Raw genomic sequence first — 22,077 nt, 5'->3', positions numbered from 1 at the left:
GGGGGCATGTGACCGACGACCGGAGGGAACCGACCCATGGCTTCCTACGCGTACCGACCGACGAAGAAGTTCAAGAAGACCCTGCTGGGCGGCGGGGCGCTGGTCCTGCTCCTCGGCCTCAACGCCCCCGCCGCAGTCTCCTTCGCCCAGGAGACGTACCACGCGTACAAGATCTCCCAGCCGGGCTACAAGCGGCAGTACGGCTCCTGGGCGCTGCTCGACGTCCCGCCCGAGTACCGTACGAACGCGATCCACGCGGCCCTGCTGCACACCGGCAAGGTGCTGCTCATCGCCGGATCCGGCAACAACCAGAAGAAGTTCGACGCGGGCTCCTTCGACACGGTCCTGTGGAACCCGGCCGACAACACCTTCAAGAAGATCCCCACCCCGGAGGACTTCTTCTGTTCCGGCCACTCCCAGCTCCCGGACGGACGGCTGCTGGTGGCGGGCGGCACGGCGCGGTACGAGGTGCTCGACGGCGGGATACGGCGGGCGGGCGGCGGTATGCGTGTCAAGAACGAGAACCCGGACCGGTCGTACACCTTCAAGAAGGGCACCCGCTTCCGCTCCCCGTCCGGCGTCGAGTACGTCAGCACCGCCGATGTGACCGTGCCGAGGGCCAAGAAGCAGATCCAGGCCGGATACGGCAAGGGCGACCGGATGCAGCCCTGGCGCACCAAGGTCACCGCCGGCGAGGCACGGGTCTTCGTGGAGGCGGTCAAGGAGGGCCCGCAGGCGCTGACGACCCAGGCCGCGCAGTACGAGATCCTCGGCCTCAAGGGCAAGGACGCCGCCAATCTCTACGGCCTGGCACAGAAACTCACCACGGAGAAGCAGGACTTCCAGGGCATCAGATCGGCGTACGAATTCGACCCCACGGCCGAGAAGTACATCCGGGTGGATCCGATGAAGGAGGCCCGCTGGTACCCGACCCTGGTCGGGCTGGAGGACGGCAAGGTGCTCGCGGTGTCGGGCCTGGACGATGTCGGCGCCGTGCTCACCGGGGACAACGAGGTGTACGACCCGAAGACCAAGAAGTGGTCCAAGGGCCCCACCCGCTACTTCCCGACCTATCCCGCGCTCTTCCTCACCAAGGGCGGCAAGCTCTTCTACTCCGGTTCCAACGCGGGGTACGGACCCGCCGACAAGGGCCGCAAGCCCGGCCTCTGGGATCTCAGCAAGAACACCTTCACCGGTATCGACGGACTCATCGACGGCGACCAGACCGAGACGTCGGCCTCGCTGATGCTCGCGCCCGTCCAGCGCCAGCGGGTGATGCTGCTGGGCGGCGGGGGCGTCGGCGAGTCGTCCAAGTCCACCTCGCGTACGGCGATCATCGACCTGAGCGAGGAGAGCCCGGCGTTCCGGGAAGGCCCCCGGCTGCCGCAGGGCACGCGCTATCTGAGCAGCGTGCTGCTGCCGGACGACACGGTGTTCACCACCGGCGGCTCGTCGGACTACCGCGGCCGCAGCGCCAGCGACATCCTCAGAGCGCAGTTCTACGACCCGGCGACCAACTCCTTCCGCCGCGCCGCCGACCCCACCGTGGGCCGCAACTACCACTCGGAGGCGCTTCTGCTGCCCGACGGCCGCGTGGCCACCTTCGGCTCGGACCCGCTCTTCGACGACGCCGACAACACCAAGCTCGGCACCTTCGAGCAGCGCATCGAGATCTACACCCCGCCCTACCTCCAGGGCGACCGCGCCTCGGACGGGAACCGCCCGGCCCTGGGCGAGGGCCCCCGCCGCACCGACCCCCACGGCCGCGCCACCTTCCGCACGGCGCACCCGGACCGCATCACCAAGGCCCGCCTGATGCGCCCCAGCGCGGTCACCCACACGACGGACGTCGAACAGCGCTCGATCGAACTGAAACTCACCAGGACGAAGGACACGGTGACGATAGAAACCCCGAAGGACCGCACCCTGGTTCCCGCGGGCTGGTACATGCTCTTCGTCACGGACAAGGAAGGCACCCCGTCGGAGGCGAAGTGGCTCCTGGTGGAGTAGCCGCGCGGGCTGCGGAGGGGGAGAGCGGACTCAGGAGACCAGGACTTGTCCGGCTGATCACGCTGCTGGATATGGTGCAAGCATGTCCAAGACAAGCGTGAGCAACGAGACCAGCAGCATGGTCTGTCTGTGGGTCGAGCCGTGGGGAACCGATCACTGGATGCGTCCCGGTGAGGAATTCACGGTGGTGACCGAGGCGGAGCCGGAGGAGTCGCCGTTCAACACGGTCGTGCATGACCAGGGCATCACGGTGTGGGTGAACGCGTCTCACGACGCCGAGGTCTTCGACAAGAACGGTGATGTGGTGCCGTGCGGGCACCAGCGGCCCGCCGAGGAAGGTAGCTGAGCCGGCCCCGGCCGTTGCCACTCGGCATCGCTTAGATCGCCCCCCGTCCCATGTTCCCATCAACGACTCGGGCTCGGAGCACACATGATCGGCCGGACACGTCCTTAGGCCCTCTCGCTCGGATCTTGTCGGATCAGAGCGCGGAGCTCGGCTCCCAAAAAGTTGGGGTTCCCGGATGTCGTGGGCTCGCCAAGTCCTGTAGATGAAGTTCTGGGCTCTGTCCAACGGGCAAGAGGGGACGTAATCCTGTGGCTACCTTCTCCGCGACGTCCCTAGGGTCGGCGGCATGACAGACAACACCGTGGATCCAGCGACGATCACGCCGGAGATGGCTGTTCAGATTCGCACGTGGCGAGTCGACGAGGAGTTCTCCTGGCGGGCTGTGGCTCAAGCCGCATCCGACCTGTGGAGCTCCCAGTGGGGCAGCAACCAGCTCTTCGGCGAAGACCTCTGTGTAGCCGCGGCGAAGATGCTGGGTGAAGACCCGCACCAGGAACCGTGGAATTGACGCCCGCTGGGTGGTGCCCCTCGAATCAGCGGGCGGACCAGATGAAGATGCCTGCGATGTGGAGTCCGGCTCGGAAGATGGTGGCGGTCTTCTCGTAGCGGGTTGCCAGGCCACGCCATTCTTCAGGTGGTTGATGCAGCGTTCGACGGTGTTGCGCCGCTTGTATTCCTCACGGTCGAAGGTCGGTGGACGTCCGCCTCGGCGGCCCTTGCGCCTGCGATTTGCGACCTGGTTGGCACGCTATGGAATCACCGCCTGGATCCCCCGCTTGCGCAGGTGTTGGCGGATAGCCCCGGATGAGTAGGCCCGGTCCGCCAGGACAACGAGAGGCCGGGTTCGCAGCCGGCCAACTGTCCTGGATATACGCAGGGCGGCCATGACGTGCTCGGACGCGGGCGCGTCATTTGCCAGGCCGGGCGTGAGGAAAGAGCACAGCGGTCGGCAACGGCTGTCCGCGGCAAGGTGAATCTTCGTGGTCAGCCCATCGCGGGAGCGTCCGATCGCATGGTGACTGGGCTCGGCAGGCGGGCCCCCTTTTGCAGGCCCCGGCCGCGTGCTGGTGCGCGCGCACGATCGTGGAGTCGACCGCGATGACCCAGCCCAGGTCGCCTACGGCGTCGGCCTGGGCGAGCAGAGTGGTGAAGACCCGCTCCCCCGTGCCGTCGATCGCCGAGTTCCGCAGTGGTGTAAACGCCTTTCCACGAGCCGTACTCAGCGGGCAGGTGAGCCCACTCCGAGCCGGTCTGGGACTTCCACGCGGTCGCGTGGATCATCTGTCGGTGATCCCGCCACCGCCCACCATGCTTCGGCGTCCGGTCCGGCAACAACAGCTCTATCCGCGCCCACTGCGCGTTGGTCCGTCCCATCACGCAGCGGCCCCGATGACCGTAAGCGCAGAAGCCCGAACTACCGGCCACTCCGGCTACTCCGAAACCTTGTCCTGTAAGGCGGAGAGCGCCGAGACCGCCCGCCGCCTGGCCCTGCCGTCACAGTCCCCGGAGCATCTGACTCACAGGTCGCCGTTCACGGGTTGTCCTGCCGGTCACGCGTTCTTCCACGCCGACCCCTTCGGCAAGGCGTCCATCTGCAAGGTCGGCCGTGAGCCGAACATCGACCTTCCCACCGAGAGCGTGGCCGGGCTTGCCCGGCTGGGCTCGATCGCCGATTCCCTCATGCTTCGCACCGGAGGATGCACCGGCTGTCAGCTCTCCGGCACCTGCCGGGTCTGCCGGCCGATGGCCAAAGTCTTTCAGGAGGCGAAGGCACCACTGCACAACTACTGCCAGCACGGAATGAAGGGGACCGCGTCATGACCGTCATGATCGAACTCACACCGACCCGCACCGCCGAGGACCCCGAAGAGGTGAGTGTCGTCGAGGACGTGGAGGCGCACACCACCGCGTCCCAGCCGGGGTGCAACGACGACAACCCGTACCGCTGACACCCGTCCGCACCGGGTGGTCGAGTCAGGCCAGGGCCATGGGGCCAGCCCCATGGCCCTGCGCCGTTTCATGGGAGGCTCCCACCATGCCGACCGACCGACTGACCGACCTACCCGTCGACGTACTGGCTGCTGTCGCCGATGCCACTGGACCCGTGGTGAAGACCGAGCCCGTGGGCTCCGGATTCAACAGCGAAATCGCCGCCCGCATCCACACCGAGACCGGGACGGTCTTCGTCAAGGGCCTGCGCGCCGACCACCCCCGGGCGTGGACCCAGCAGCGGGAGGCGGAGATCAACCCGCATGTCCAGGGCATCGCCCCGCGCCTGCTATGGCATCTGAAACCCGCCGGATGGGACCTGCTCGGGTTCGAGGCAGTTGACGGCCGCCACGCCGATTACGAGCCGGAATCGCCGGACGTACCGCTGGTGGCCGCCGTGCTGCGGAGGCTGGGCGACGTTCCGTGCCCGAGCCTGTCACTCAAGACGATGCCGGACCGGATGGCCGCCTACAGTGACACCCCGGAACTTTTCGCCGGAGAACGGCTGCTGCACACCGATTGGCATAACACCAACGTCCTCGTCCATGACGAAAGCGCCCTCCTGGTGGACTGGGCATGGGCCTCCCGGGGCGCCGGATGGATCGACCCGGCCCTGTGGATCATCTGGCTCATCGCGGGTGGGCACACCGCCCCCCAGGCAGAGTCTTGTGTTGCCACGCTTCCCGCTTGGACAGAGGCACCGAAGACAGCCGTAAACGCGTTCGCAGACGCCAGCGCACGCCTCTGGCAGCACATCGCGAGCGCCGACCCGGACCCATGGACCCTGCGCATGCACAGGGCGGCCGATGCGTGGGCGAGGCACCGCATCGGCTCCGCACCCGGCGGCGGTTGAGGAAGCCGTCGCCGCACATCTATGTATCTATGCGGACCCCTTGAAGCCCTCGGTCTGACGCGGCCGTAGTGCGTTTTTGTGGATGACCACGGGGAGAACCTCCGCCGGCGGAGGCCTTGAGAATACGAAGCGTCCATCGCACCGATCCGGCCGAGACCGCATGGGAGTCGGGCGCGCTGCTCGGTCAACTCGCGCGGTCAGGTGGTGGAGTAGCCGCGCGCCGTGGCGGTCAGGCCTTCGCCTTGCGGGCCAGGCCCAGGGCGTAGTCCGGCCACCAGGTGCCGGCCGGGGGGCCGCCTCGGCAGGGGCCGTCGGAGTCGCCGGGGCGTTTGATCCAGAGGTAGGCGTCGAGGAGTTCGTTGCCGGTGTCGGTGGTCGGCGGGGTGCCGAGGGCGCGGCCCGGGGGGTTGCACCAGGCCTCGTCGCCCTGGCCGGCGAGCGGGCCCGCGCCGTTCCTGCTGGTGTCGACGGTGAAGTGGGCGTCGCCGAGCAGACCGGAGAGGCGGGTGCCGAAGGCCTTGACGGCGTCGTTCGTCTGGAAGTTGGAGACATTGAGCGAGAAGCCGTCGGCCGCGGCGACCCCGGCGCGTTTGAGGGGAGCCGTCAGCCGGGCCGGGTCGGCGATCCAGTGCGGGTTGCCCGCGTCCAGGTAGACCTTGGTCCCGGGCTGCTTCTTCAGCCGGCCGATCGCCTGGGCGAGCAGCCCGTACCGCTCGTCGTGGTACTGCGCCGGGGTGCAGCCGTCCACGAGGTGCGGTACGGCGTCGGGCTCCAGGATCACGATGGCCGGGGCCGTGCCGATCGCGCCGGCGAAGGCGTCGATCCAGGCGCGGTAGGCCGCCGCGTCGCGGGCGCCGCCCGCCGAGTACATCCCGCAGTCGCGGTGCGGGATGTTGTACGCGACGAAGACCGCGGTCCGCTTGCCGGCGGCTCCCCGTACCGCTCTGGCGATCTCCGGTACGGGGTCGTCCCCGGCCGGCCACTCGGCCACCGCCCGCTCCGAGATCAGCCGCAGGGCCTTCGCGTCGTCCTTGCGGCCCTCCTTCTCCCACTGCCGGACCTGGCGGGCCGCGTCGCTCTCCGGGTCGATCCAGAACGGCGACGCGGTGATGTGGGCTGCCTCGTCCTCGACCGTGGCGGCGCCGGTCCCGTCGGCGGCGCCGCTCTTCGCGGCGGAGCGCGGGGACTCGGAGGAGGAGGTTCCGCAGGCCGCGGCCGTCAGCGCGAGGACGGTGGTGACGAAGGCGGAGAAGGCGGCGGTGAGTGAGTACGAGCGGTGCGGCCTGCGGCCGGACATACAGCCCCCTCGGACGACGACGGCCGGGATACGGCGACTGGGGTAGACAAGACCGGATAATCGTGACATAGCAGTCTGTGGTCGCGGTGGTGCGACACCGCGCGGGGCCGCTCGCCGGAACGGCCGGACCGAAGGGCGAGACAGGGCTGACCGCTATGTGACCAGTGGGTAAGGTCGATGCCGTGCCGAAGCCGCTCAATCTCCCGTTCGATCCCATCGCACGCGCCGACGAACACTGGCGGCAGCGCTGGGGTCCCGTACCCGCCATGGGCGCGATCACGTCGATCATGCGCGCGCACCAGATCCTGCTCGCCGGGGTCGACGCGGTGGTCAAGCCGTACGGGCTGACCTTCGCCCGGTACGAGGCGCTGGTGCTGCTCACCTTCTCCAAGGAGGGCGAGCTGCCGATGTCCAAGATCGGTGAGCGGCTGATGGTCCACCCGACCTCGGTGACCAACACCGTGGACCGGCTGGTGATCGCCGGCCTGGTCGACAAGCGGCCCAATCCCAACGACGGCCGCGGCACCCTCGCCTCCATCACGGACAAGGGGCGCGAGGTGGTGGAGGCCGCCACCCGCGATCTGATGGAGATGGAGTTCGGGCTGGGGGCGTACGACGCCGAGGAGTGCGCGGAGATCTTCGCGATGCTGCGGCCGCTGCGGGTGGCGGCGCAGGACTTCGAAGAGTAGCGGCCGGGGCCGACGGGGCATGGGGTGCTCGCCCCGGGCGGCCATGGAGTGCTCGGCCCGTGCGGGCCATGCGGTGCTCGCGCCGGGCGGCCATGGGGTGCCGGAAGATCGCCTGTCGCGCCCCGTTACGCTCGTCGGCATGAAACAAAGCGTGCTGTCCCGCTACCGGGTGATGGCGTACGTCACCGCCGTATGGCTGCTGGTCTTCACTGTCGCGATCATCATGAAGTACGGGTTCGACACCGGCGACACGATGCTGATCTCGCAGATCCACGGCGTGCTCTTCATCATCTATGTGATCTTCGCCTTCGATCTGGGCTCCAAGATGAAGTGGCCGTTCGGCAAGCTGCTCTGGGTGCTGGCCGCCGGCTGCATCCCCGTCGCGTCGTTCTTCGTCGAGCCGAAGGTCACCCGCGAGGTCAAGGCGCAGCTCGCGCAGAGCGACCCCGCCCTCGCCAAGGCCTAGGGCCCAGCGAGAGGCCCCAGCCGCAACGCCCGCGCTCTCGAATGCGTGGGCGGTTGCCATCGACAGATACTTGGACGTCCTAGTAAATTTGACTGCATGGACGCCGACGCGATCGAGGCGGGCCGCCGCCGCTGGCAGGCCCGCTACGACACGGCTCGCAAGCGCGACGCCGACTTCAGCACGCTCTCCGGGGACCCCGTGGAGCCGGTCTACGGGCCCCGGCCCGGCGACACGTACGACGGATTCGAGCGGATCGGCTGGCCCGGTGAGTACCCCTTCACCCGCGGCCTCCACCCCACCGGTTACCGCGGCCGGACCTGGACCATCCGCCAGTTCGCCGGCTTCGGCAACGCGCGGCAGACGAACGAGCGCTACAAGATGATCCTGGCCGCCGGTGGCGGCGGCCTCTCCGTCGCCTTCGACATGCCGACGCTCATGGGCCGCGACTCCGACGACCCGCGCTCCCTCGGCGAGGTCGGCCACTGCGGCGTCGCCATCGACTCCGCCGCCGACATGGAGATCCTCTTCGGTGACATCCCGCTCGGCGATGTCACCACCTCGATGACGATCAGCGGCCCGGCCGTCCCGGTCTTCTGCATGTATCTCGTCGCGGCCGAGCGCCAGGGCGTCGACCCGGGCGTGCTCAACGGCACGCTCCAGACCGACATCTTCAAGGAGTACATCGCCCAGAAGGAGTGGCTCTTCCAGCCCGAGCCGCATCTCCGGCTGATCGGCGACCTCATGGAGCACTGCGCCCGCTCCATCCCCGCGTACAAGCCCCTCTCCGTCTCCGGCTACCACATCCGCGAGGCGGGCGCGACGGCCGCGCAGGAGCTGGCGTACACCCTCGCGGACGGCTTCGGCTATGTGGAGCTGGGGCTCAGCCGCGGTCTGGACGTGGACACCTTCGCGCCCGGGCTCTCCTTCTTCTTCGACGCGCATCTCGACTTCTTCGAGGAGATCGCCAAGTTCCGCGCGGCGCGCCGGATCTGGGCGCGCTGGATGAAGGAGGTGTACGGGGCGCGCACCGACAAGGCGCAGTGGCTGCGCTTCCACACCCAGACCGCGGGCGTCTCGCTCACCGCGCAGCAGCCGTACAACAACGTCGTACGGACGGCCGTGGAGGCGTTGGCGGCGGTCCTGGGCGGTACGAACTCGCTGCACACCAACGCGCTGGACGAGACCCTCGCCCTGCCGAGCGAACAGGCCGCCGAGATCGCGCTCCGTACCCAGCAGGTGCTGATGGAGGAGACGGGGGTGGCCAATGTGGCCGACCCGCTGGGCGGCTCCTGGTACGTCGAGCAGCTCACCGACCGTATCGAGGCCGACGCCGAGAAGATCTTCGACCGGATCAAGGAGCGGGGGCTGCGGGCCCACCCGGACGGGCGTCACCCGATCGGCCCCATGACCTCCGGCATCCTGCGCGGGATCGAGGACGGCTGGTTCACCGGCGAGATCGCCGAGTCGGCGTTCCAGTACCAGCGGTCGCTGGAGAAGGGCGACAAGCGGGTCGTCGGCGTCAATGTCCACCACGGGTCGGTCACCGGCGATCTGGAGATCCTGCGGGTCAGCCACGAGGTCGAGCGGGACCAGGTCCGGGTGCTGGCGGAGCGCCGGGACGCCCGCGACGAGGCCCGGGTGCGTACGGCCCTGGAGGGCATGCTGGCCGCGGCGCGCGACGGCTCGAACATGATCGGGCCGATGCTGGAGGCGGTACGGGCGGAGGCGACGCTGGGCGAGATCTGCGGCGTACTGCGGGACGAGTGGGGGATCTACACGGAGCCGCCCGGGTTCTGAGGGCTTCGGCGATTCAGCGACCGGGCCGGTGGCCGCTCCCCGAGAGGGGGGCGGCCACCGGCTTTTCCCGTTCCCGTCCCGGTTTGCCTGCCTGTGTTTCCTGCCTCTGTTCCTTGCCGTGGGTGCTTGTCCCGGCCGCTGGCCCGGCTGCTTGGCGCCGTTTTCTTGACCTGTTCTTGCGGTGGGCTCCTCTTGGCGGATACCTCTGAGTCAGAGCTAAAGTGATGGTATGACCACGACGGAGTTTCCCGACACGCTCGCCACTGTGCTGGCGGGAGTCCATCGGATGGTCCGACGGCGGCTGCGTGACGGGCTGACCGCACCGCCGCTGCGGGGCGCGCAGGTCGATCTGCTGCGACTGGTCGCGGCGCGGCCGGGGATCAGGGTGTCGGAGGCGGCCAGGGAGCTGTATCTCGCCGGGAACTCGGTCTCCACCCTGGTCAACCAGCTCAGCCGGATCGGCTATCTGCGCCGGGAGACCGATCCGTCCGACCGCCGGTCCGCCCGGCTGCTGCCCACTCCGGCGGCCCTGGAGCGGCTGGCGGACTGGGAGGCCCGCCGCTCGGCGCTGATGCGTGAACAGGTGGCGCACCTGACGGACGAGGAGCGCGCCGCCCTGGCCGCGGCCCTTCCGGCGCTGCGCAGGCTCGCCCAGAACATGCACGAGGAAGTGGAGCGCGTATGAGCGACACAGCCACTGCCGGTACGCCGGAGCCGACCGGCCCGGGCGAGACGACCGACGCCACGGACGCCGCGCGCACGGCCCGAGCCGAAGCCGTGCACACCGCGGCCCAGACCGAAGACGTACACACCGCGAGCACGGCCCGAGCCGAAGCTGTGCACACCGCGGCCGGGACCGAAGACGTGCGCACCGCGCGCACGGCCGAGGTCGAAGCCGTGAGCTGCCGCGGGCTGGAGTACTCCTTCGGCGACACCAAAGCCGTCTCCGGACTCGATCTCTCCGTCCGCGCCGGCGAGGTCTTCGGACTGCTCGGCCCGAACGGCGCTGGGAAGACGACCGCGATCCGCTGCATCACCACGCTGCTCCCCGTCCCCGCGGGCATGGTGCGGGTCTTCGGGCACGACGCGGCGAAGGAGCGGATGGCCGTTCGCCGGCTGCTGGGGTACGTACCGCAGCAGCTCTCCGCCGATGCCGCGCTGACCGGCCGGGAGAATGTCACCCTGTTCGCCCGTGTCTTCGACGTGTCCCGCCGCGAGCGCGCCGAGCGGGTCGCCCAGGCGCTGGAGGCCGTCGATCTGACCGCCGCCGCGGACCGGCTGGCCAAGACGTACTCCGGCGGCATGATCCGCCGCCTCGAACTCGCCCAGGCCCTGGTCAGCGCGCCCAGACTGCTGATGCTGGACGAGCCGACGATCGGGCTCGACCCGATCGCCCGTACCAGCGTCTGGGAGCACATCAACGCCGTACGGAACGCCACCGGCATGACCGTCCTGGTGACCACGCACTACATGGACGAGGCCGAGCAGTACTGCGACCGCGTCGCCCTGATGCACCGCGGCCGGATCCACGCGCTCGGCACCCCCGACGAGCTGCGGACCGAGCTGCGCGAGCGGCGCGTCGCCGCCGGCGGCAAGGCGGCGGGCGAGACCGCGCCGACGCTGGAGGACGTCTTCCGCGATGTCGCGGGCCGGGGGCTGGAAGAGGAAGGAGGGGACTTCCGCGATGTCAGGAACACGCGCCGCACAGCGTCCCGGGTCGGCTGAGGGCGAAGGCGCAGGCACGGCCAACGGGACCGGCACAGGCACACGCACAGGCACACGCACAGGCACAGGCACAGGCAACGGCCCCGATCTCGGCCGTCTCGACCTGCTGCTCAAGCCGCCGCGCGCCCGCACCGGCTGGCGGGTCCTGCCCGCCCGGGTCATCGCGATGTGCGCGGTCGAGCTGCAGAAACTGCGCCACGACCGGACCGAGCTGTACACCCGGGCCATTCAGCCCGCGCTCTGGCTGCTGATCTTCGGCGAGACCTTCACCCGTATCAAGGCGATCCCCACGGGCGGCATCCCGTACATCGACTTCCTCGCGCCCGGGATCATCGCGCAGTCCGCGATGTTCATCGCGATCTTCTACGGCATCATGATCATCTGGGAGCGGGATGCGGGCATCCTCACCAAGCTCTTGGTCACCCCCACCCCGAGAGCCGCCCTGATCAGCGGCAAGGCCTTCGCCTCCGGGGTGAAGGCGCTGATCCAGGCGGTCGTGGTGATCCTCATAGCCGCGGCCCTGGGCGTCGGCCTGACCTGGAATCCGCTGAAGCTGCTCGGCGTCGCGGTCGCGGTGGTCCTCGGCTCGGCCTTCTTCTCGTGCCTGTCGATGACGATCGCGGGGATCGTGCTGACCCGTGACCGGCTGATGGGTATCGGCCAGGCGATCACCATGCCGCTCTTCTTCGCGTCGAACGCGCTCTATCCGGTGGCGGTGATGCCCGACTGGCTCCAGGTGATCAGCAAGATCAATCCGCTGAGCTACCAAGTGGACGCCCTGCGCGGCCTGTTGCTCGGTACGCCGTCCCATCTGCTGCTGGACTACGGCGTGCTGGTGTTCGCGGCGGTCGTGGGCATCATGGCGGCCTCGTCGCTGCTGGGCCGCCTGGCGCGCTGAGAAGGGCTGCCCCGCGCGCCGAATACGGTCCGCCCCGGCCGGCCACGCGGCGTAACGTAGGTCGTACGGGCCCGGCGTATGCCCGGCGCATGTTCGTACGGGCCCGTGGCCGTTTTTCTGAAGTGCGCGCCGAAGGGGGAGGATGTACTCATGCAGCCTAGGAACATGTCCATGAGCGGCGTCGTCGACCTCGCCGCGGTGAAGGCGGCCAATGAGGCCAAGGCGAAGGCGGAGCAGGCCCGTGCCGAGGCGGCCCGCCAGGGGGGCACCGGTGCCGTCCCCCCGTCCAGTCTGGTGATCGACGTCGATGAGGCGGGCTTCGAGCGCGATGTCCTCCAGCGCTCCACGGAGGTCCCGGTCGTCATCGACTTCTGGGCCGAGTGGTGCGAGCCGTGCAAACAGCTCAGTCCGGTGCTGGAGCGGCTGGCGCGGGAGTACAACGGCCGGTTCGTCCTTGCCAAGATCGATGTCGACGCCAATCAGATGCTTATGCAGCAGTTCGGGATCCAGGGCATCCCGGCGGTCTTCGCGGTGGTGGCCGGGCAGGCGCTGCCGCTCTTCCAGGGCGCGGCGCCGGAGGCCCAGATCCGCGGGACCCTGGACCAGTTGATCCAGGTGGGCGAGGAGCGCTTCGGGCTCACCGGTATCGCGGTCGACCCCGATGCCCAGGAGGGTGCCCCGGCGCAGGCCGCCGTTCCGGCCGGTCCGTACGACGCGCTGCTTGAGGCGGCCGTACGGGCGCTGGACGCCGACGACTTCGCCGGCGCGGCCCAGGCGTACCGCAATGTGCTCGCCGACGACCCCGGCAACACGGAGGCCAAGCTGGGCCTCGCCCAGGCCGAACTGCTCGGCCGGGTGCGGGCGATGGACCAGGCGAAGGTACGGAAGGACGCCGCGGAGCGTCCCGAGGACGTCGAGGCGCAGATCGCCGCGGCCGATCTCGATCTGGTGGGCGGTCATGTGGAGGACGCCTTCGGCCGGCTGGTCGAGACCGTACGCCGGACCTCCGGTGACGAGCGGGAGGCGGCGCGCGTACGGCTGCTGAAACTGTTCGAGGTGATCGGCGGGGACGATCCCCGGGTGACGGCGGCGCGTTCGGCCCTGGCGCGCGTGCTCTTCTGACGCCTCGGCGGTATCCCGGTGCTGTAGCGGCGGCGCCTTCGCGGTATCGTCCGATGTCCCGAACGCACGGGCGGCGGAACTATGCGGACAGCGGCCGCGCTTTACCAAAACTTGGTAAAAGTGGCCGCTGTTACTCGCAGTAAGTCGGCACCCCTCTTCTGTCCGGCTATGAGGGGCATTCGCCGCTTCTGGTGCGCCGCCGGGAGGCACCCTGTGTGGCCGCCCGATGTCATCGGGTCGCCTGCTGGTTATCAGGCCGTTACTAGCCAGTAACGAACCCCCTTGTGCCCCGGGCGCGAATGGACCACGATCGGCGACGCTCGGTCCAATTCCGCACCAGCACGGCAACCAGTCGCGCCGTCGGTCCTGGGTCCCCACCGGGCGGACCGGTGGCTGCGGCCGCCGGACCGGACAGGGGGGTTCCTGCCTTCCGGCAGGGCCTGTCCAGAGGTTGCGCGAAGGCGTGGCCAGTGGTTGTCGCTCGGGGGTGATCGCCGGTGGTTACGGGCGCGGTTGGCGCCCCCGGCACAGGCGCTCTCCTTCCCGAGGACGTAGCACTTCTCCCATCCCAGGACGGGCTCCAACCCGATCCGGAGATGTACGTCCGAGAAGGAGGAAATTCATGGAGTCCCAAGTTCGTGGCGGGACCAGATGGAAGCGGTTCGCTGTGGTCATGGTGCCCAGCGTGGCCGCGACGGCGGCGATAGGTGTCGCTCTGGCACAGGGGGCGCTCGCGGCGTCGTTCAGCGTGTCCGGCCAGAGCTTCAAGGTGACGGCCGATGAACTGGTCGGCCACGACTTCGTCCAGTACGGCGGTGTCGCCGAGGGCACGGACCTCAAAGGCAACAAGGCCACCCACCCGGTCGCCGTCTCGGGGTTCAGGAAGGCCGAGATCACGAACATGTGCCAGTCCGTGGTCACCCCGCTGCCACTGCTCAACACGAGCGTGACGCTGGTACTGACCGCGGGTAACAAGGGCACCGACATCGACGCGCAGAACCTCTACCTCGATGTCGAATCCCTGGACGCCGACGCGGTGTTCAAGAACATCGACATCGGTGTCGCGGCCGGCGAGAACGAAGTGCCCGGTACCCAGCCGGGTACGAATCCGAATCCGAACGGCTTCGCCCAGCAGGCCGAGGAAGCCGTACTGACCGACGTGAGGCAGACGGCCTGGGCCACCAGCGCGGGCACGTTCAAGCTCCCGGACCTGAGCCTCCGGCTCAATGTCGGTGACCCCAAGAAGTACGAGTGCTACTAGGCATTCGTATCGGGCGGGCCGCGCGGCCGTAGGACTGTTCCCTCCCCGGGACCGGCCCTGTGACCGTCCGGCTCGTCCGGCCCCCGCTTTCCGCACCCCCGCTTCTCTCGCACCACCGCATCCCGCACACCGCATTCCAGGGAGCTGTTTTCCATGAGCGCCGAGTCCACAGGTTCCCGCGGATTCACCTACTGGCGGCTTCGGTTCCGCGCCTGGCGGGGCACCCGGCCGTTCTGGGCGGGCCTGTTCACCCTTCTCGGCGGTCTGCCGATCGCCTACTTCCCGTACGCCCAGCTCCACCTCGGCAATCTCACCCTGGCCATGTCCACCACGGCCGGGTCGGGTTCGCTGATCATCGGCGTACTGCTGGTGACCCTGGGCCTGACGATGTGGTTCCACAGCATCGTCAGAGTCTTCGCCGGTGTCGCCGCCATCCTGCTGGCGCTGGTGTCGATCCCCGTCTCCAACCTCGGCGGCTTTCTGCTGGGCTTCCTGTTCGCCCTGATCGGCGGCGCGCTCTCCATCTCCTGGGCACCCGGCAAACCGCCCCGGCCGGCCGCCGAGCACGATCACACCCCCCACCTGTCACCGGAGCCCCACGGCGCCGGTGACCCCTTTCCCGTACCGCGCGACGGGGAGGACCCGAACGTGACGGAAACGACTGCCCAGGCCAACGGCGGGAGGAACAGTGCGGGGTGACGAAACGCAGCGGATCGCGGCCGGGGGCGAGGAATCCCGGGAGAGGAGAGGGCCGCGCCACGCGGCCCCCAGAAAGTCGCTCCTGACCAAGCTGCACATACCCGCCGGCAAGGCGATCGCGCTGGCGGCCATGCCGACGGCGGTCTTCGTGGGCATGGGGCTCACGCCCAGACTCGCGCTGGCCGACGACAGCAAGGACATCCCGTTCGCGCCGGGGCCGTGTGTGACGCGCTCGGACGATCCGGACGCGTCGGAGTCGCCCTCGCCTTCCGCGTCGCCGTCCGAGTCGGCCTCGCAGTCGGAGTCGCCGGCGCCGGGGGAGTCGCCGTCGGCGTCGGAGAGTGCCGGGGCGCCGGGGCCGGGGCCTTCCGAGGGACCGGGTCCCGGGCCGTCGGAGGAGTCGGGCGATGCGAGCCGTCCGCCGGCCCCGACCCCGACACCGACCCCGACGAAGTCCAAGAACCCGCTGGACCCGCTGGGGCTCGGCGATGTGCTGGGCGGCATCCTCGGCGTACCGGACAAGGGCGACGACAAGGACGAGCCGGACAGCCCGGCGCCGACGCCGTCGGCCACCGCGCCCGCGCGGCGGCCGTCCGCGGACCCGTCCGCCGAACCGGCCAACGGTTCCACTGGGAAGCCCGAGCCGGCCGGCTCGACGAGTGACGCGGTCGACGGCGCCGTCGACGGAACGAAAGAGGCGATCAAAGAGGCGGCCAGGAAGGCCGGAGTCACCGTCGAGGAACTCGACGAGAGCGCCAAGGGCCTCGACGCCCGCGCGGACGACGACATCCCGGCGGGCGCGGGCGGCAAGGAGCCCTTCCCCTGCCCCACCCCCGACCCCGAGGCCCTCGCCGCGGCCAAGGAGGAAGAGGGCATCCCGCTGCTGCCCGACGACCCCTGGATCCTGGACAGTTCGCTGCTGACGCTGCGCGGGCTCGACTACCACGGCATCGTCGAGGTGAGGACCAGCCTCGGCACGAAGAAGGTGCTGAAGTTCACGGCCTCGTCGGTGGACATCAGGGACCTGCACCAGCTCGTGGTCTACCCCGAGGGCAAGACGGCGCATGTGAAGGCCCGCGAGGGCTCCACGTCCACGATCCGCGACGGCGAAGTGACGATGTACACCGAGGAGTTGAAGGGGAACCTCTTCGGTCTCATCCCGATCACCTTCAGCCCGCGGACGCCGCCTCCGCTGAACGTACCGTTCGCCTTCTTCACGGACGTCAAGGTGACCCAGGCAGGCCAGTTCGGCGGCACGCTCACCGTCCCGGGCCTCCAGAACTACATGACGGACTAGGCCCTGTCCGCCGGACAGGACCTGGGCAGCAGCGGCCCGCATCCCCGTGGTCGGCTCCGGGGGTGCGGGCCGGGGTGTGTCCTTCCCGGTACGGCGATACGGGTACGCCCCCGCGTGTACGGGGCGGCCCTCGCCGCCGGCTCCTCACCGCCGGATCCTTATTGCTGGATGGACTTGACCTCCAGGAACTCCTCCAGCCCGAAGCGGCCCATCTCGCGCCCGTTGCCCGACTGCTTGTAGCCGCCGAAGGGGGCCAGCGGGTTGAACTCGGCGCCGTTCACATCGATCTGACCGGCCCGCAGCCGCCGCGCGACGGCCAGCGCGTGCTCCCGCTCGCCGAACACCGCGCCGTTCAGCCCGTACACCGTACTGTTGGCGATCTCGACCGCCCGGTCCTCGTCGGCGTACGGAATCACCGCGAGCACCGGCCCGAAGATCTCCTCCTGTGCGATCACGGAGTCCGGGTCGACATCGGCGAAGACCGTCGGCCGTACGTACGCGCCGGACTCCAGCCCCTCGATACGGCCGGGCCCGCCGACCGCGAGCGTGGCGCCGTCCGCGATGCCCCGTTCGATATAGCCGGTGACCCGCTGCCGCTGCGCCTCGGAGACCAGCGGGCCGATCCGGGTGCTCTCGTCGGCCGGGTCGCCGACCGTGAACTCGGCCGCGGCGGCGACGGCCAGTTCGACGGCCTCGTCGTGGCGCGAGGCCGGGACGAGCATCCGGCTCCAGGCGCCGCAGACCTGGCCGCTGTTGATCCAGGCGTTGGTGACCCCGAGGCCGACGGCCCGGGCGAGGTCCGCGTCGTCCAGGATCACATTGGCGGACTTGCCGCCCAGCTCCAGCGCCACCCGCTTGACCGTGTCCGCCGCGACCACCGAGACGCGCTTGCCCGCCCGGGTGGAGCCGGTGAAGGACACCATGTCGACGCCGGGGTGCGCGGCGATCGCCTCGCCGACGACCGGCCCGGTGCCGTGCACGACATTGAGCACACCGGCCGGCAGGCCCGCCTCGGCGGCCACCTCGGCCAGGATCCGCGCGCTCAGGGGCGCCATCTCGGAGGGCTTGAGGACCACGGTGTTCCCGGCCAGCAGGGCGGGCACGACCTTGGTCGCGGTCTGCTGGAGCGGGAAGTTCCAGGGCGTGATGGCCCCGACCACCCCGACCGGCTCGCGCACGACCAGCGAGTGCCCGATCTCCTCGGTCCACGGGAAGTCCGCGGCGAGCCCGGCGAAGGCGGCGGTCACCGCGACCGGCAGACCGGCCTGCGCGAAGCGGGAGAGCTGGATCGGCGCGCCCATCTCGGCGGTGATGGTGCCCGCGATCTCCTCGGCGCGCTTCTGGAGCCCCTCGGCGACGCGCCCCAGGATCTCCGCGCGCCGGCCGGGAGCGGTGGCGGCCCAGGCAGGGAAGGCGGCCGTAGCGGCGGCGACGGCACGGTCGGCGTCGTCGGGGGTACCGGCCGGCAGGGAGGCGACGACCGCGCCGGTGGCCGGGTTCACCACATCGATCGAGGCAGGGCCGCCGGGGACGGCCGTACCGCCGATCCAGTGGGTCCCGTCCCATGCGTTCGTACTGCTCATGCTGTTCATGGCGCCAGCGTGGCAAGGCGGTGGCGGAGCAGCCAGGGACAACCGGTCCGGTGATGCGGACCACTCCGGCAACCTGTGCCTGTCGCGCGAACACCGCGGGTCGTGGCACTGCCGCGGCGTCTGCGACGCTTGACGGTACGGAGGACCCGCCGTCCGACCGTACGGAGGACCCGCCGTCCCCGCACCGAGAGGAGCGTGGCCGTATGAGCCAGGTGGACCGGGCCGCACTCGCCGACTTCCTGCGCACCCGCCGGGCGGCCCTGCAACCCGAGGACGTCGGCCTGCCCCGGGGGTGGCGGTCACGCCGTACCGGTGGCCTGCGCCGCGAGGAGGTCGCCGCGCTGAGCAGTATGTCGGCCGACTACTACAGCCGGATCGAGCAGCGCCGCGGCCCGCACCCCTCCCGGCAGATGCTCACGGCCCTTGCCCGCGCCCTGCGCCTCTCCCCGGACGAGCGCGACCATCTCTTCCGGCTGGCAGGCCATGCCCCGCCCCGCCGGATCCCCGCCGGCGACGAGATCGCCCCGGGCATGCTCCGGATCTTCGAGCGGCTGGCGGACACCCCGGCGCAGGTGATGAACCACCTCGGCGAGACCCTCGTACAGAACCGCCTCGCCGTCGCGCTCACCGGGGACGACAGCCGCCACACGGGCATGGCGCGCAGCCTGGCCTACCGCTGGTTCACCGACCCGGCCTCGCGTCTGATCCACCCCGAGGCCGACCACGCCCGCCACAGCCGCACGATCGCCGCCCAGCTCCGCGCCGCCGCCACCCGCGAACCGGACGACCCGCGCACGGGCGCCCTCGTCGACGCCCTGCTGACCGCCAGCCCGGAATTCGCCGCCGTCTGGCGCGACCACCCGATAGCGGGCCTCACCTGCCCGCCCAAACGCATCCACCACCCCCGGCTGGGCCCCCTCCACCTCCACGGCCAAAGCCTCCTTGACCCCGACCACCCCCAGACCCTCCTGGTCTTCACCGCACCCCCGGGCACCGAAAGCGAAGCCAAACTCCACCACTTGGCGTCGCTCGCCACCGAACCGGCGTAACGGCGAGCAGCGAACCGGCATAACGGCGAAGCGACGCAATGGCGAAGCGACGCAACGGCGCGGGCCGCAAACGCCTGTGGGCCGCGCCCCGTTGAAGGAGGCGCGGCCCACAGCCGTACAGACGCGGCGTTCGCGTGTCAGTCGCGGTCGCCGCCGCCCAGGTGGTGGACGCGGACCATGTTCGTGGTGCCCGGGACGCCGGGAGGGGAGCCCGCGGTGATGATCATGGCGTCGCCCTCGGAGTAGCGCTGGAGCTTCAGGACCTCCTCGTCGACCAGGTCGACCATCGCGTCCGTGCTGGTCACCCAGGGCACGATGAACGACTCCACGCCCCAGCTCAGCGCGAGCTGGTTACGGGTCGCCTCGTCCGTCGTGAAGGCCAGGATCGGCTGGGTCGCGCGGTAGCGGGAGAGACGGCGGGCCGTGTCGCCGGACTGGGTGAAGGCGATCAGTGCCTTGCCGCCCAGGAAGTCCGCGATCTCGCAGGCCGCGCGGGCCACCGAACCGCCCTGCGTACGCGGCTTCTTGCCCGGGACCAGCGGCTGGAGGCCCTTGGAGAGCAGCTCCTCCTCCGCCGCGACCACGATCTTCGACATCGTCTTGACCGTCTCGACCGGGTACGCGCCCACCGACGACTCGGCGGAGAGCATCACCGCGTCCGCGCCGTCCAGGATCGCGTTGGCGACATCGGACGCCTCGGCGCGGGTGGGGCGGGAGTTGGTGATCATCGACTCCATCATCTGGGTCGCCACGATCACCGGCTTGGCGTTGCGGCGGCACAGCTCGATGAGCCGCTTCTGCACCATCGGGACCTTTTCGAGCGGATACTCGACGGCCAGGTCGCCGCGGGCCACCATGATCGCGTCGAACGCCGCGACGACGGCGTCCATGTTGGCCACCGCCTGCGGCTTCTCGACCTTGGCGATGATCGGGACCCGGCGGCCCTCCTCGTCCATGATCTTGTGCACATCGACCACGTCGTGCGCGTCGCGCACGAAGGAGAGCGCGATCATGTCGCAGCCCATCCGCAGGCCGAAGCGCAGGTCCTCGACGTCCTTGTCGGACAGCGCGGGTACGTTCACCGCCGCGCCCGGCAGGTTGATCCCCTTGTGGTCGGAGATCACCCCGCCCTCGACCACCACGGACTTGACCCGGGGTCCTTCGACCTCGACGACCCGCAGCTCGACATTGCCGTCGTTGATCAGGATCTGGTCGCCCTTGACGACATCGCCGGGCAGACCCTTGTACGTGGTGCCGCAGATGGACTTGTCGCCGGCGACATCCTCGGTGGTGATGGTGAACTCGTCACCGCGCACCAGCTCGACCGGTCCCTCGGCGAAGGTCTCCAGTCGGATCTTGGGGCCCTGGAGGTCGACCATCACGGCCACCGCGTGGCCGGTGTCGGCAGCGGCCTTGCGGACGCGGTTGTACCGCTCCTCGTGCTCCGGGTGGCTCCCGTGGCTCATATTCAGGCGGGCCACATTCATTCCGGCCTCGATGAGCGATTTCAACTGCTCGTACGAGTCGACGGCGGGGCCCAGTGTGCAGACGATTTTGGAACGGCGCATAAGGCGGATCCTATCGGTTTGTTTCCATGCGGAATATTCCGTCTGGTGGAAAGTACAAATGGGCGGACTGCCGCTCAGTCGATAGCCGGTCGATAGTCGCCCGCTCGGGAGACGGCTGGGGACGGCTCAGGGGATAAGCGTCCGGTCCTCGCCGGCCAGAGCGAAGGTCTGCCGTGCGATCTCCAGCTCCTCGTCGGTCGGGACCACCGCCACCGCGGTCCGCGCCCCGTCCGGCGAGATCAGCCGCGGCTCACCGGAACGCACGGCATTGCGGCCCGCGTCCACGGCCAGCCCGAATGCCTCCAGACCCGCCACGGCCGCTTCCCGTACCGCCGCCGCGTTCTCCCCCACACCCGCCGTGAAGACCACCGCGTTCACCCGTCCGAGGACCGCGCAGTAGGCGCCGATGTACTTCTTCAGCCGGTGGATGTAAATGTCGAACGCGAGCCGTGCCCGCTCGTCCCCCTCGTCGATACGGCGCTGGATCTCCCTCATGTCGTTGTCCCCGCAGAGGCCGGCCAGACCACTTTTCTTGTTGAGAAGTTCATCGATCTCGTCGACGGACATTCCGGCCACCCGCTTGAGATGGAAGGTGACCGCGGGATCGATGTCACCGGACCGTGTACCCATCACCAGACCTTCCAGCGGAGTCAGCCCCATCGAGGTGTCCACGCACCGCCCGCCCTCGACCGCCGACGCCGAGGCGCCGTTGCCGAGATGCAGCACGATCACATTTACCTCGGACGGGTCTCTGTCCAGCAACTCGGCGGTCCTGCGCGAGACATACGCGTGCGAGGTGCCGTGGAAGCCGTAGCGGCGGATACGGTGCGCGTCGGCCGTCGCGGTGTCGATGGCGTAGCGCGCGGCGTACTCCGGCATGGTCGTGTGGAACGCGGTGTCGAAGACCGCGACCTGCGGCAGGTCCGGGCGCAGCGCCCGCGCCGTACGGATCCCCATGAGGTTCGCCGGGTTGTGCAGCGGCGCCACCGGCACCAGCCGCTCGATCTCCGCCACCACGTCGTCGTCGATCAGCGCGGGGGCGCTGAACCTGAGTCCGCCGTGCACGACCCGGTGGCCGATCGCCGCCAGTTCGGGGAGTCCAGCCCGAGGCCGTCGTGCGCCAGCTCGGCCGAGACCGCTTCCAGCGCCGCCGTGTGGTCCGCGATCCTGCCCGTACGTTCACGCTTTCCGCCGCTGTCCGACGCCTGCGGGGTGTGTACGAGCGCGGAGGTACGTTCACCGATCCGCTCGACCAGTCCGACCGCGAGGCGGGAGCCGTCCCGCATGTCCAGGAGCTGGTACTTCAGCGACGAGGAACCGGAGTTGAGGACCAGGACTCGGGTGGCGGCTTCACGGGAACTCACGGGCTGTCGGCCTTCGGCGGTAGGGGAGGGAAGGGGAGGTATAGAAGGTACGGAA

At 69.6% G+C, this 22,077-nt stretch carries 19 protein-coding genes and 3 pseudogenes; 17 read left to right on the top strand and 5 right to left on the bottom strand.

All coding sequences use genetic code 11. The features are described 5' to 3' along the window. The first annotated feature begins 36 nt into the window (after positions 1 to 36). The 3 genes from KQY30_RS10290 to KQY30_RS10280 all read left to right on the top strand — a co-directional run bounded on the left by KQY30_RS10290 (position 37) and on the right by KQY30_RS10280 (position 2,864). Positions 37 to 2,010: a galactose oxidase-like domain-containing protein gene (locus tag KQY30_RS10290; RefSeq protein WP_217306564.1), complete on the top strand. Its 1,974-nt coding sequence runs from the start codon at positions 37 to 39 to the stop codon at positions 2,008 to 2,010. Between the two features lie 82 nt (positions 2,011 to 2,092). Next, positions 2,093 to 2,356, top strand: coding sequence for a hypothetical protein (locus tag KQY30_RS10285; protein ID WP_217306563.1), 264 nt, complete (start codon positions 2,093 to 2,095; stop codon positions 2,354 to 2,356). Between the two features lie 286 nt (positions 2,357 to 2,642). Beyond that, positions 2,643 to 2,864 carry a hypothetical protein gene (locus KQY30_RS10280; protein ID WP_217306562.1) on the top strand — a complete coding sequence of 74 codons (222 nt, stop codon included), beginning with the start codon at positions 2,643 to 2,645 and terminating at the stop codon, positions 2,862 to 2,864. Positions 2,865 to 2,889: 25 nt separating this feature from the next. On the opposite strand, the pseudogene KQY30_RS10275 reads toward KQY30_RS10280, so the two are convergent. Then, positions 2,890 to 3,730, bottom strand: a pseudogene (locus KQY30_RS10275) (IS5 family transposase). 114 nt (positions 3,731 to 3,844) lie between these two features. On the opposite strand from KQY30_RS10275, the pseudogene KQY30_RS10270 reads away from it, so the two are divergent. The 3 genes and pseudogenes from KQY30_RS10270 to KQY30_RS10265 form a co-directional block, all read left to right on the top strand. Further along, a pseudogene (locus tag KQY30_RS10270) lies at positions 3,845 to 4,177 on the top strand (radical SAM protein); the annotation flags it as partial. Continuing rightward, positions 4,174 to 4,305: a hypothetical protein gene (locus KQY30_RS37100; RefSeq protein ID WP_302185307.1), complete on the top strand. Its 132-nt coding sequence runs from the start codon at positions 4,174 to 4,176 to the stop codon at positions 4,303 to 4,305. The pseudogene KQY30_RS10270 and the gene KQY30_RS37100, both read left to right, overlap by 4 nt. An 86-nt stretch (positions 4,306 to 4,391) precedes the next feature. Continuing rightward, entirely contained in the window at positions 4,392 to 5,198 is an 807-nt protein-coding gene (locus tag KQY30_RS10265) for an aminoglycoside phosphotransferase (protein ID WP_217306561.1), read from the top strand. 229 nt (positions 5,199 to 5,427) lie between these two features. Here the strand turns inward: KQY30_RS10265 and KQY30_RS10260 are convergent, their stop codons facing one another. Next, on the bottom strand, positions 5,428 to 6,495 hold the full coding sequence (locus KQY30_RS10260) for a glycoside hydrolase family 6 protein (RefSeq protein WP_217306560.1): 1,068 nt from the start codon (positions 6,493 to 6,495) through the stop codon (positions 5,428 to 5,430). A gap of 182 nt (positions 6,496 to 6,677) precedes the next feature. Here KQY30_RS10260 and KQY30_RS10255 point away from each other — a divergent pair, with 182 nt between their 5' ends. The 10 genes from KQY30_RS10255 to KQY30_RS10210 all read left to right on the top strand — a co-directional run bounded on the left by KQY30_RS10255 (position 6,678) and on the right by KQY30_RS10210 (position 16,449). After that, the gene (locus tag KQY30_RS10255; protein ID WP_046494530.1) at positions 6,678 to 7,184 is read left to right on the top strand and encodes a MarR family winged helix-turn-helix transcriptional regulator; all 507 of its coding nucleotides are present in this window, start codon (positions 6,678 to 6,680) and stop codon (positions 7,182 to 7,184) included. 139 nt (positions 7,185 to 7,323) lie between these two features. Beyond that, a complete protein-coding gene (locus KQY30_RS10250) occupies positions 7,324 to 7,650 on the top strand; it encodes a DUF3817 domain-containing protein (protein ID WP_217306559.1) in 327 nt (108 codons plus the stop codon). A 96-nt stretch (positions 7,651 to 7,746) separates the two neighbouring features. Beyond that, entirely contained in the window at positions 7,747 to 9,447 is a 1,701-nt protein-coding gene (locus KQY30_RS10245) for a methylmalonyl-CoA mutase (protein WP_217306558.1), read from the top strand. A gap of 229 nt (positions 9,448 to 9,676) precedes the next feature. Then, positions 9,677 to 10,132, top strand: coding sequence for a MarR family winged helix-turn-helix transcriptional regulator (locus tag KQY30_RS10240; protein ID WP_217306557.1), 456 nt, complete (start codon positions 9,677 to 9,679; stop codon positions 10,130 to 10,132). After that, positions 10,129 to 11,172 (top strand): ABC transporter ATP-binding protein, encoded by a 1,044-nt coding sequence (locus KQY30_RS10235; RefSeq protein WP_254407050.1) that lies wholly within the window; start codon positions 10,129 to 10,131, stop codon positions 11,170 to 11,172. The genes KQY30_RS10240 and KQY30_RS10235 overlap by 4 nt, the downstream gene beginning before the upstream one ends. After that, on the top strand, positions 11,132 to 12,070 hold the full coding sequence (locus KQY30_RS10230) for an ABC transporter permease (RefSeq protein ID WP_217306556.1): 939 nt from the start codon (positions 11,132 to 11,134) through the stop codon (positions 12,068 to 12,070). The genes KQY30_RS10235 and KQY30_RS10230 overlap by 41 nt, the downstream gene beginning before the upstream one ends. Before the next feature lie 150 nt (positions 12,071 to 12,220). Further along, complete coding sequence (locus KQY30_RS10225; protein ID WP_217306555.1) at positions 12,221 to 13,192, top strand: tetratricopeptide repeat protein; 972 nt, start codon at positions 12,221 to 12,223, stop codon at positions 13,190 to 13,192. A gap of 622 nt (positions 13,193 to 13,814) precedes the next feature. Further along, positions 13,815 to 14,453, top strand: a complete 639-nt coding sequence (locus KQY30_RS10220; RefSeq protein WP_217306554.1) for a DUF6230 family protein — start codon at positions 13,815 to 13,817, stop codon at positions 14,451 to 14,453. A 153-nt stretch (positions 14,454 to 14,606) separates the two neighbouring features. Next, the gene (locus KQY30_RS10215) at positions 14,607 to 15,152 is read left to right on the top strand and encodes a DUF6114 domain-containing protein (protein WP_217306553.1); all 546 of its coding nucleotides are present in this window, start codon (positions 14,607 to 14,609) and stop codon (positions 15,150 to 15,152) included. Next, the gene (locus KQY30_RS10210; protein WP_217306552.1) at positions 15,142 to 16,449 is read left to right on the top strand and encodes a hypothetical protein; all 1,308 of its coding nucleotides are present in this window, start codon (positions 15,142 to 15,144) and stop codon (positions 16,447 to 16,449) included. Before KQY30_RS10215 ends, KQY30_RS10210 begins: the two co-directional genes overlap by 11 nt. Positions 16,450 to 16,607: 158 nt before the next feature. On the opposite strand, the gene KQY30_RS10205 is transcribed toward KQY30_RS10210, so the two are convergent. Beyond that, the gene (locus KQY30_RS10205; RefSeq protein WP_254407049.1) at positions 16,608 to 18,032 is read right to left on the bottom strand and encodes an aldehyde dehydrogenase family protein; all 1,425 of its coding nucleotides are present in this window, start codon (positions 18,030 to 18,032) and stop codon (positions 16,608 to 16,610) included. Between the two features lie 212 nt (positions 18,033 to 18,244). Between KQY30_RS10205 and KQY30_RS10200 the strand changes: the two genes are divergently transcribed. After that, positions 18,245 to 19,090 (top strand): helix-turn-helix transcriptional regulator, encoded by an 846-nt coding sequence (locus tag KQY30_RS10200; RefSeq protein ID WP_254407048.1) that lies wholly within the window; start codon positions 18,245 to 18,247, stop codon positions 19,088 to 19,090. Between the two features lie 137 nt (positions 19,091 to 19,227). Here the strand turns inward: KQY30_RS10200 and pyk are convergent, their stop codons facing one another. Together pyk and KQY30_RS10190 are read right to left on the bottom strand one after the other, a co-directional pair. Next, positions 19,228 to 20,658, bottom strand: coding sequence for a pyruvate kinase (gene pyk, locus KQY30_RS10195; RefSeq protein WP_217306550.1), 1,431 nt, complete (start codon positions 20,656 to 20,658; stop codon positions 19,228 to 19,230). A gap of 126 nt (positions 20,659 to 20,784) precedes the next feature. Then, positions 20,785 to 22,022 (bottom strand): annotated as a pseudogene (locus KQY30_RS10190) (acetate kinase). Positions 22,023 to 22,077: the final 55 nt, after the last annotated feature.

Origin of the sequence: Streptomyces sp. GMY02 (assembly GCF_019056675.1) — a bacterium.
In the GTDB taxonomy this organism is placed as follows: Bacteria; Actinomycetota; Actinomycetes; order Streptomycetales; family Streptomycetaceae; genus Streptomyces; species Streptomyces odonnellii.
This window is presented reverse-complemented; position numbering and strand designations above follow the sequence as displayed.

What these genes read in the sequence shown, in the direction of transcription:
- KQY30_RS10290 (WP_217306564.1), top strand. Translation starts at nt 37, where the DNA reads ATGGCTTCCTACGCGTACCGACCGACGAAGAAGTTCAAGAAGACCCTG.
- pyk (WP_217306550.1), bottom strand. Translation starts at nt 20,658, where the DNA reads ATGCGCCGTTCCAAAATCGTCTGCACACTGGGCCCCGCCGTCGACTCG.
- KQY30_RS37100 (WP_302185307.1), top strand. Translation starts at nt 4,174, where the DNA reads ATGACCGTCATGATCGAACTCACACCGACCCGCACCGCCGAGGACCCC.
- KQY30_RS10280 (WP_217306562.1), top strand. Translation starts at nt 2,643, where the DNA reads ATGACAGACAACACCGTGGATCCAGCGACGATCACGCCGGAGATGGCT.
- KQY30_RS10230 (WP_217306556.1), top strand. Translation starts at nt 11,132, where the DNA reads ATGTCAGGAACACGCGCCGCACAGCGTCCCGGGTCGGCTGAGGGCGAA.
- KQY30_RS10260 (WP_217306560.1), bottom strand. Translation starts at nt 6,495, where the DNA reads ATGTCCGGCCGCAGGCCGCACCGCTCGTACTCACTCACCGCCGCCTTC.
- KQY30_RS10200 (WP_254407048.1), top strand. Translation starts at nt 18,245, where the DNA reads ATGAGCCAGGTGGACCGGGCCGCACTCGCCGACTTCCTGCGCACCCGC.
- KQY30_RS10205 (WP_254407049.1), bottom strand. Translation starts at nt 18,032, where the DNA reads ATGAGCAGTACGAACGCATGGGACGGGACCCACTGGATCGGCGGTACG.
- KQY30_RS10250 (WP_217306559.1), top strand. Translation starts at nt 7,324, where the DNA reads ATGAAACAAAGCGTGCTGTCCCGCTACCGGGTGATGGCGTACGTCACC.
- KQY30_RS10240 (WP_217306557.1), top strand. Translation starts at nt 9,677, where the DNA reads ATGACCACGACGGAGTTTCCCGACACGCTCGCCACTGTGCTGGCGGGA.
- KQY30_RS10225 (WP_217306555.1), top strand. Translation starts at nt 12,221, where the DNA reads ATGCAGCCTAGGAACATGTCCATGAGCGGCGTCGTCGACCTCGCCGCG.
- KQY30_RS10245 (WP_217306558.1), top strand. Translation starts at nt 7,747, where the DNA reads ATGGACGCCGACGCGATCGAGGCGGGCCGCCGCCGCTGGCAGGCCCGC.
- KQY30_RS10265 (WP_217306561.1), top strand. Translation starts at nt 4,392, where the DNA reads ATGCCGACCGACCGACTGACCGACCTACCCGTCGACGTACTGGCTGCT.
- KQY30_RS10220 (WP_217306554.1), top strand. Translation starts at nt 13,815, where the DNA reads ATGGAGTCCCAAGTTCGTGGCGGGACCAGATGGAAGCGGTTCGCTGTG.
- KQY30_RS10285 (WP_217306563.1), top strand. Translation starts at nt 2,093, where the DNA reads ATGTCCAAGACAAGCGTGAGCAACGAGACCAGCAGCATGGTCTGTCTG.
- KQY30_RS10235 (WP_254407050.1), top strand. Translation starts at nt 10,129, where the DNA reads ATGAGCGACACAGCCACTGCCGGTACGCCGGAGCCGACCGGCCCGGGC.
- KQY30_RS10215 (WP_217306553.1), top strand. Translation starts at nt 14,607, where the DNA reads ATGAGCGCCGAGTCCACAGGTTCCCGCGGATTCACCTACTGGCGGCTT.